General features: G+C 72.1%; 1 protein-coding gene and 3 pseudogenes. 1 reads left to right on the top strand and 3 read right to left on the bottom strand.

Going from position 1 to position 8,476, the window contains the following annotated elements:
- Positions 1–117 (top strand): annotated as a pseudogene (locus MTQ10_RS24315) (IS5/IS1182 family transposase); the annotation flags it as partial.
- On the opposite strand, the gene MTQ10_RS24310 reads toward MTQ10_RS24315, so the two are convergent.
- From MTQ10_RS24310 to MTQ10_RS31815, 3 genes and pseudogenes are all read right to left on the bottom strand, one after another.
- Positions 96–3,923 carry a non-ribosomal peptide synthetase gene (locus MTQ10_RS24310; RefSeq protein ID WP_247472295.1) on the bottom strand — a complete coding sequence of 1,276 codons (3,828 nt, stop codon included), beginning with the start codon at positions 3,921–3,923 and terminating at the stop codon, positions 96–98. The pseudogene MTQ10_RS24315 and the gene MTQ10_RS24310 sit on opposite strands and share 22 nt — an antisense overlap.
- A 709-nt stretch (positions 3,924–4,632) precedes the next feature.
- A pseudogene (locus MTQ10_RS31820) lies at positions 4,633–6,627 on the bottom strand (non-ribosomal peptide synthetase); the annotation flags it as partial.
- 60 nt (positions 6,628–6,687) lie between these two features.
- Positions 6,688–8,345 (bottom strand): annotated as a pseudogene (locus tag MTQ10_RS31815) (condensation domain-containing protein); the annotation flags it as partial.
- Between the last annotated feature and the right edge of the window lie 131 nt (positions 8,346–8,476).

The following is an 8,476-nucleotide window of genomic DNA, read 5'->3' as shown; positions in this document are numbered from 1 at the left end:
TCCTGGCTGGCCGGATGCCGAAGGCTGCACCGCCGTTACGAGCGAAAGGCCGAGCACTTCCTGGCCTTCGTCGGCATCGCCGCAGCCCTCATCGGCTACCGCCGACTCACCAACTGAAACGGCGTCTTAAGGCGGATGTCGGCGGCGACGGCGTCCGGGCGGGCCTCGGCCCAGCGGGTGAAGAAGCCCGGGTCGACGACGAGTTCCTTCTCGGCGAGCACCGCGCGTTCGACGGCGGCCTGCACGGCGGCCGGGCCGTCGGCGGGCTGCCGGCAGCGGTGCACCGCCGCGGCGAACGCGCGCAGGGTGCGGTAGTTGCGGACGTCGCCGAGCACCACGCGCCCGCCGGGTGCGAGCCGGTCCATCGCGAGATCGAGCACCCGGGTGAGGTAGTCGGCGTCCGGGAAGTACTGCACGACCGAGTTGAGGATCACCGTGTCGAAGTACCCGGCGGGCAGGCCGTCGGCGTCGTCGGCGGGCTGGCAGCGCAGGGTCACCTTGCCCGACAGCCGCCGGTCGGCGCTGGTCTGGGCGCGCAGTCGTTCGATGACGGGCGACGAGAAGTCGGTGCCCCAGTACTCCTCGGCCTCCGGTGCGAGCGGGCCGAGCAGCAGGCCGGAGCCGACGCCGATCTCCAGCAACCGGCGCGGGCGCAGGGACCGCACCCGCCGCAGCACCGCCTCGCGCCAGGACCGCATCTGCGCCAGCGGGATGGGGCGGCCGGTGTAGGAGCTGTTCCAGCCGGTGAAGTCCTCGCCGACGGTGTCGGTGGCGACCTCTGTCCCGCCGTACATGGTGTCGTAGATCTCGCGCCACTCGCCGACCTGTTCGGCGGCGTCACGGCCGGTGGACGCAGCGCTGTCAGGCACCACGTAGGCGACCATGCGGCGTTCGCCGAGCCGGTCCCGGCGCACGGCGACCACCGCGTTCGCCACGCCGTCCTGTTCGCGCAGCACCGCCTCCAGCTCGCCCGGCTCGACGCGGAAGCCGCGAAGCTTGAGCTGGTCGTCGCTGCGACTGACGTAGTGAAGGCGACCGGCGGTGTCCCAGCGCACCAGGTCGCCGGTGCGGTACACGCGCGATCCGGGCCGTGCGGACGGGTCGGGCACGAACCGGGTCGCGGTCAGGCCCGGGCGACCGGCGTAACCGCGCGCCACGCCGTCGCCGCCGATGTACAGCTCACCCACCACGCCGGGTGGCACCGGCCGCAGCCGCTCGTCCAGGACGAGGAGCCGGCTGCCGTCCATCGGGGTGCCGATCGGCAGCGGGTCGGTGCACTGCGCCGCGGAGGCCATCCGGTGCCGGGAGGCGAACGTGGTGGTCTCGGTCGGGCCGTAGCCGTTGACCACGGTGACGCCGGGGCAGGCGTCGAGGACCGTGCGGACGGCGGTCGGCGACAGGACGTCCCCGCCGGCCCACACCTCCTGGACGGCGCCGAAGCACTCGGCGTGCTGTTCGGCCATCACGGCGAACAGTCCGGCGGTCATCCACAGCGCCGTCACCCCCCGCTCGGTGATCACCCGGGCAAGTTCCGCGGTGTCCGGCCGGCCGGCGCGGGCCACCACGGCCGTGCCGCCGCCGAGCAGCGGCACCCACATCTCGTACGTCGACGCGTCGAAGGTGTGCGGCGAGTGGACGAGGACGCGGCGATGGGCGCCGGTGCGGAAGCAGCCGTCGAGCGCGAGGTCGACGACGTTGCGGTGGGTCACCTCCACGCCCTTGGGGCGGCCGGTGGAACCCGAGGTATACATCACGTAGGCGACGGCGTGCTCGCCGACGCCCTCCATCTCGGGCGGCGAGTCGGGCAGCCCGTCGAGATCCTCCTCGGCGAGTCCCTCGTCCACGGTGACCGCCGGATCAAGGTCCGCGAGCAGGAAGTCGATGCGCTCGGGCGGGTAGGTCGGGTCGACCGGCGCGTAGGCGGCACCGGCCTTGAGGACACCGAGGATGGCGGCGACCAGCAGCGGCGAGCGTTCCATCACGAGCGCGACGCGGTCGGACGGGCGGGCGCCGCGGGCCCGGAAGTGGTGCGCGAGGCGGTTGGCCCAGCGGTCCAGTTCGGCGTAGGTCCAGGTGAGCGTTCCGTCCGCGGAGACCAGCGCGGTCGCGTCCGGAGTCGCGGCGACCGCGGCGGCGAACCGCTCGGGAAGGGTGCCGGCCTCGAACCCGGCGCCTCGGGCCGGGCCGCCCCAGGCGCTCAGCACCGCGCGCTCGTGCTCGGTCAGGACACCGACGGATCCGATGGGCGTGTCCGGCGCCGCGACCGCCTGGCGCAGGAAGTGCAGCCAGCGGTCGAGCAGCGTCCTGACCGTCCCCGCGTCGAAGAGTTCGGTGGCGTACTCCGCGAAGCCCTCGATGCGGGCCGGTTCGCCTTCCTCGTCCCGCTCGGTGACGCTGATGAACAGGTCGAAGCGCGCGGTGCCCAGGGAGAACGGCTCCTCGGTCACGGTCAGGCCGGCCAGGTGGAACTCCGGCCGCGTGTTGTTCTGGAGGGCCAGGCACACCTGGAAGAGCGGGTGGTGGGCGGGCGAGCGGGCCGGGTTGAGCACCTCGACCAGGTGCTCGAACGGGATGTCCTGGTGGTCGTAGGCGGCGAGGCTGCTCTCGCGGACCCGGCCGACGAGTTCGGCGAAGGAGGGGTCACCGGAGGTGTCCGCGCGCAGCACCCACGTGTTGACGAAGAAGCCGACCAGCCGGTTGAGCGCCTCGTCGGTGCGTCCGGCGATGGGCGAGCCGATCGGCACGTCCGTGCCCGCGCCGAGCCTGGTGAGCAGCGCGGCGAGGGCCGCCTGGAGCACCATCGACACCGTGGCGCCGGACTCCCGGGCCATCCGGCGCACGCCGTCGGTCAGCTGGGGGTCGAGTGCGAAAGACACCAGATCGCCGGCGTACGACGCGACGGCGGGCCGGGGCCGGTCGGTGGGGGGCGTGACGGTCTCGGGCAGGCCGGCCAGCTGGGTCGTCCAGTAGTCCAGCTGCCGCCGGTAGAGGCTGCCCGGGTTCTCGCTGTCGCCCAGCAGTTCCCGCTGCCAGAGCGTGTAGTCGGCGTACTGCACGGGAAGCGGTTCCCAGTCGGGCGCCCGGCCCGCGCGGCGGGCCTCGTAGGCGGTGGTGAGGTCCTCGGCGAGCGGGAGGGCGGACCAGCCGTCGGCGGCGATGTGGTGCGCGCCGATGAGGAACACCGCCTCGCGTTCGCCGGTCCGCAGCAGCCAGGAGCGGAACGGGATCTCGGCCGCCAGGTCGAACGGGCGGCGCGCCGCCGCCCGCAGGACGCCGGGCAGTTCGGCCTCGGTGACCTCGCGTTCCTCCCACGGGACCTCGCCCGCGGCCGGTGGCAGGATCCGCTGGTACGGCTGCCCGTCCGCCTCGCCGAAGACGGTGCGCAGCGATTCGTGCCGCGCGACGACGTCGTGCACGGCGCGGCGCAGGGCGGCCGCGTCGAGCGCGCCGCGCATCCGCAGGGCCAGCGCGATGTTGTAGGTCGCTGAGGGTCCCTCGAAGCGGTGGATGAACCACAGCCGCTGCTGGGCGTAGGACAGGGGCAGCCGTTCGGGCCGGACCTGGGGCCGCAGGGGCGCGCGGAGGTGGTTCAGGGTGGTCAGGTGGGCCGCGAGTTCGACGACGGTGGGCGACTGGAAGACGGCCCGGATCGGGATCTCCACGCCGTGCTCGGCCCGGATGCGGCTGACCAGCCGGGTGGCCAGAAGCGAGTGGCCGCCGATGGTGAAGAAGTTGTCGTCCACGCCGACCCGGTCGAGACCGAGGACCGCCGCGAACAGCGCGCACAGCGACTCCTCCTCCGGTGTGGCGGGGGCCCGGCCGCCACCGGCCGTGTAGTCGGGCGCGGGCAGGGCGCGCCGGTCGGGCTTGCCGTTGTCGGTCAGCGGCACGGCGGCGATGGGCACGATGGCGGCCGGGATCATGTACTCGGGCAGAGTCTCCCGCAGATGGCCGCGCAGGGCGGGCAGCAGTGCCGTGACGGCGGCGGCGGTCGTTCGCCGGGGTGCGTCCGTCGGTGGCCGGCAGGTACGTGCCGGTGAGGGGGGTGCCGGCCGCCGGGCCGTCGCGCAGCACGACGACGTCGAGCAGGTCGACCGCGTCGGCCGACCAGGTCGGCACCGCGTCCCAGCCGTGCCGGGCGGCCCAGGCGCGGATCTCGGCGGGGTCGAGCGGCGGCAGCTCGGGCGCGGTGGAGCCGTCGACGCCGAGGGCGCGGGCCGCTGCGGCCTCCTCGGTGAGGCGGGCGTTCGGAATTCCGGTGATCCGCACCGTCGGCTCAGACCGGTCACCTATTCGGTCGGCGAGCCGGTCCAGGTCGCCTTCCCAGGCCAGGGTGGGGACGCCGTCGAGCCGTCGCGGGGCGTCCGCCGGTTCCGTGCCCGGCTTGTGCAGCACGACCTCGTAGCGGTGCCGGGTCAGCTCGTTGTGGTGGATGCCGTCCTTGGCGCGGATGTCGGCTCCGGCCGCCCCGGCCCCGTCTGCCCAGCGCAGGAACCACTCGGGGTCGACCACCAGTTCCTTCTCCAGCAGGACGGCCTGGTCGACCGTGGTGCGCAGCACGGCCGGTGCCGCATCGGGGTGCTTGGCCCGCTGGACGCCCGTCTGGAGCGTGCGCAGGGAGGCCGCCCGCCGGATGTCGCCGAGGACGATCCGGCCGCCCGGCGCGAGCAGTTCCCAGGCGCCGTCCAGGACCCGGGCGAGGTAGCGCTCGTCGGGGAAGTACTGCACGACCGAGTTGAGCACCACGGTGTCGAATCCGCCCCGGGGCAGTCCGGTGAGATCGTCGGCGGCCTGGTGGCGCAACCGGACCCGGTCGGCCAGGCCGGCCCGGGTCACCTGGTCGCCGAGCCGGTCGATCACGGCCCGGGAGAAGTCGGTGGCCCAGTACTCCTCCACCCGGCCGGCGATGTGCGCGAGCAGGAGTCCGGTGCCGACGCCGAGTTCGAGGACGCGCTGGGGTGACCAGCGCAGGACGCCTTCCACGGCGGCGTCGCGCCAGGCCCGCATCTCGTCGAGCGGGATCGGCTCACCGGTGGAGGAGTCGTTCCAGCCGGTGAAGTCCTCACCGAATCCGTGTCCGCCGTCGTCGGAGTAGGTCTGGTCGTAGACCTCCTGCCACTCCCCCACCTGGTCGTCGGTGCCGCCGGCGGGCGGCAGGGCGCCGGTGTCGGGGACGACGTAGGCAACCAGGCGCAGGTCGCCGGGCTGGTCCTCGCGAGCGGTGACGATGGCCTGGCGGACGGCCGGATGCCTGACCAGGGCGTGCTCGATCTCGCCGGGCTCGACGCGGAACCCGCGCAGCTTGACCTGGTTGTCGGCGCGGCCGAGGAAGCAGATGTTGCCGTCCGGGAAGAAGCTGGCGCGGTCGCCGGTGCGGTACAGCCTGTCGCCCTCACGCGCGCTGAACGGGTCACGGACGAATCGTTCTGCGGTCAGCTCGGGCCGGTTGACGTAGCCGACGCAGAGACAGTCCCCGCCGATGTACAGGTCGCCCTCGACGCCGACGGGGCACGGCTCCATGTTCTCGTCGAGCACGTAGTAGCGGGCGTTGTCGATGGGACGGCCGTAGGGGATGCTGCGCCAGGACGGGTCGATCTCCCGGACCCGGAAGTAGTTGGACCACACCGTCGCCTCGGTGGCGCCGCCGAGGCTGACGATCTCCGCGCCCGTGAACACCCGCCGGACCTCGTCGGGCAGCGACAGCGGGGTGTAGTCGCCGGAGAGGAACACCAGGCGCAGGTCGTCGGTGCCCTCGTACCCGCCGTCCTCCGGGAGCAGGGATGCGACCTGGTTGAGGGTGGTGGGCACCGAGTCCCAGAAGGTGATCGGCTCCGTGAGCAGGACGTCGAGGAGCAGCTGCGGATCGCGCTGCTGGACGGCGTCCGCGATGTAGACGCCGCCGCCGCAGCCGAGCAGGCCGAAGATGTCGAAGACGGAGAGGTCGAAGCCGAGCGAGGTGACGCACAGGACGACGTCGTCGGGGCCGAACGCGAACGTGCGGTAACACCAGTCGAGCAGGTTGTGCACCGGGCGGTGGGTGACCGCGACGCCCTTCGGCTTCCCGGTGCTGCCGGAGGTGAAGATGATGTACGCCGTGTTGTCCGGTCCCGCGGCCGGTTCCGGATCGTGGTCGGCGCCGGGCGACCGGGCGTCGGCGAGTTCGGCGAGCCGGACGCCGTCCGGCAGGGCCCAGCGTTCGGTGTCCGGCGTGGACAGCACGAGGGAGCACCCGGCGTCGGCGAGCATGCCGGCCACGCGGTCGGCGGGCAGCGCCGGTTCGAGCGGTAGATAGGCGCCGCCCGCCTTGAGCACGCCCAGGACGGCGGCGATCATGGCCGGCCCACGGGGGACGCCGACGCCGACGACGGTCTCCGGGCCGACGCCGCGTTCCTTGAGGTCCCAGGCGACGCGGTTGGCCCACCGGTTCAGCTCGCCGTAGGTCATGGTGCCGCCGGCCCAGCGCAGGGCGGTGGCGTCCGGGCGCCGTGCGGCCTGCTCCTCGAAGAGCAGGTGGACCGGTCCCGGGCAGTGGACGGGGTGGGCGGTGTCGTTCCACTCGACGAGGATCTTGTGGCGCTCGGCGGCGTCGAGAGTGTCGCCGGACCGGCCGGGCCCGGCCTCGGCCACTGCGGCGACGGTGGTCCTCGGGTCGGCCACGACCTCTTCGACAACGGCCACGAACCGTGCCGCGATGTCCTCCACGGTGGAGCGGTCGAAGATATCGGTGGCGTACTCGATCTCACCGACGACGGAGCCGGTGGAGTCGTCCGGCGCCAGGTTGAAGAACAGGTCGAACTTGGCGCTGCCGGTGGGCAGCGGTTCCATCGTCACGGTGAGACCCGGCAGGTCCAGGTGCGGTGGGATGTTGTTCTGCCACGCCAGCACCACCTGGAACAAGGGGTGGTGCGCGGTCGACCGCTCCGGCCGCAACAGCTCCACGAGCCGCTCGAACGGCACATCCTGGTGATCGTAGGCGGCGAGCGCCTTCTTCCGTACCTGTTCAAGCACCCACTCGAAAGTCCGGTCCGCGGTCACCTGCACGCGCAGCGTCCAGGTATTGACAAAGAAGCCCACCAGTTCACTCAGTGCCTCCTCCGTACGGCCCGCGATCGGCGAGCCGACGGTCACATCCTTGCCTCCTCCCAGCCGATGCAGCAATACCACCAAGGCGGCCTGGAGCACTATCGCCGTCGTGACACCATTGGTTTGCGCCAACTTCTCCGTGGCGGCCCGCAGTTCGGCGGACAACCCGACCGGAACCGTTCCGCCCCGGAAACTCGCCACCTCGGGACGGGGCCGGTCCAGGGGCAAGGGAAGAGGCTTCGACACACCGGCCAGTTCCTCGCGCCAATAGGCGCTCTGCACCGAGACGACGCTGTCCGGATCCTTTTCGTCACCCAGCATTTCCTGCTGCCACAGCGCGTAGTCCGAGTACTGCACGGGCAGTTCGCGCCAGTCCGGTGCCGTGCCGGTCACCCGGGCCCGGTAGGCCGTCGACACGTCACGTGCCAGCGGGGCCAGCGAGCCGCCGTCGCCGGCGATGTGGTGGATCACCAGGACGACCAGGAACTCCTCGTCGCCGCTCTGGAGGACGCAGCCGCGCAGCGGTACGTCCGTCGACAGGTCGAACCAGCTGCCGCTCACCGACGCCACCACGCCGGGCACCCGCTCGGGGGCCACCCGGCCCCAGTCCTGCCAGGGCAGGTCGATCTCGGCAGGGTCGAGAACACGCTGGTACGGCTGGCCGTCGGTCTCCGCGAAGACCGTGCGCAGGACTTCGTGGCGCACCATCACGTCGCGAAACGCCGCCCGCAGCGCGACGGTGTCGAGCGGGCCGTGGCAGCGCAGGAGCAGCGGGATGTTGTAGGTGGAGGAAGGGCCTTCGAAGCGGTTGATGAACCACATTCGCCGCTGCGCGTACGACAGAGGGGTCATGGTTTTTCCTACCTTTCGGTCATTCTCCGCAGCGGCTTTCGAGTGGAGGCCGACAACTCGTTCCAGCGGGCGGTCAGTTCGGCGACGGTCGGGGCGGTGAAGAGGATGCGCATCGGGATTTCCACGCCCATTTCCGCGCGTACCCGGGCCACCAGCCGGGTGGCCAACAGGGAATGGCCGCCCAGGAGGAAGAAATCGTCGTCGAGACCGATCCGCTCGGCGCCCAGAACCTCGGCGAACAGCGCGCACAGCGTCTCTTCCCGGGGCGTGCGGGGAGCCCGGTACTCGTCCCCGGCGAATTCCGGGCACGGCAGGGCGGAACGGTCGAGCTTGCCGTTGGGCGTCAGTGGCAGTTCCGTGAGTGTCACGAACGCGGCCGGGATCATGTAGGCCGGCAGCCGCTCTCCGACCGCCCAGGTGTGATGCGTGCTCGGCCCTTGGACAGGAGGCCGGATGAACGTCGACGGGCGCGACCCGTCAAGATCATGTGATTCCACTCGCAAGATCGTGAAGGCCGCGCCCGCATGCCATCCTGCCCGAC

The sequence above is a fragment of the Streptomyces sp. XM83C genome (genome assembly GCF_023072675.1).
GTDB classification, from domain to species: Bacteria; Actinomycetota; Actinomycetes; order Streptomycetales; family Streptomycetaceae; genus Streptomyces; species Streptomyces thermocoprophilus.
Note: the sequence above shows the minus strand (reverse complement) of the source record. Positions and strands in the feature narration are given on the sequence as shown.

Bases quoted from the DNA above. Each gene is read 5' to 3' on its own strand.
- MTQ10_RS24310 (WP_247472295.1), bottom strand. From the start codon at position 3,923: ATGATCCCGGCCGCCATCGTGCCCATCGCCGCCGTGCCGCTGACCGAC.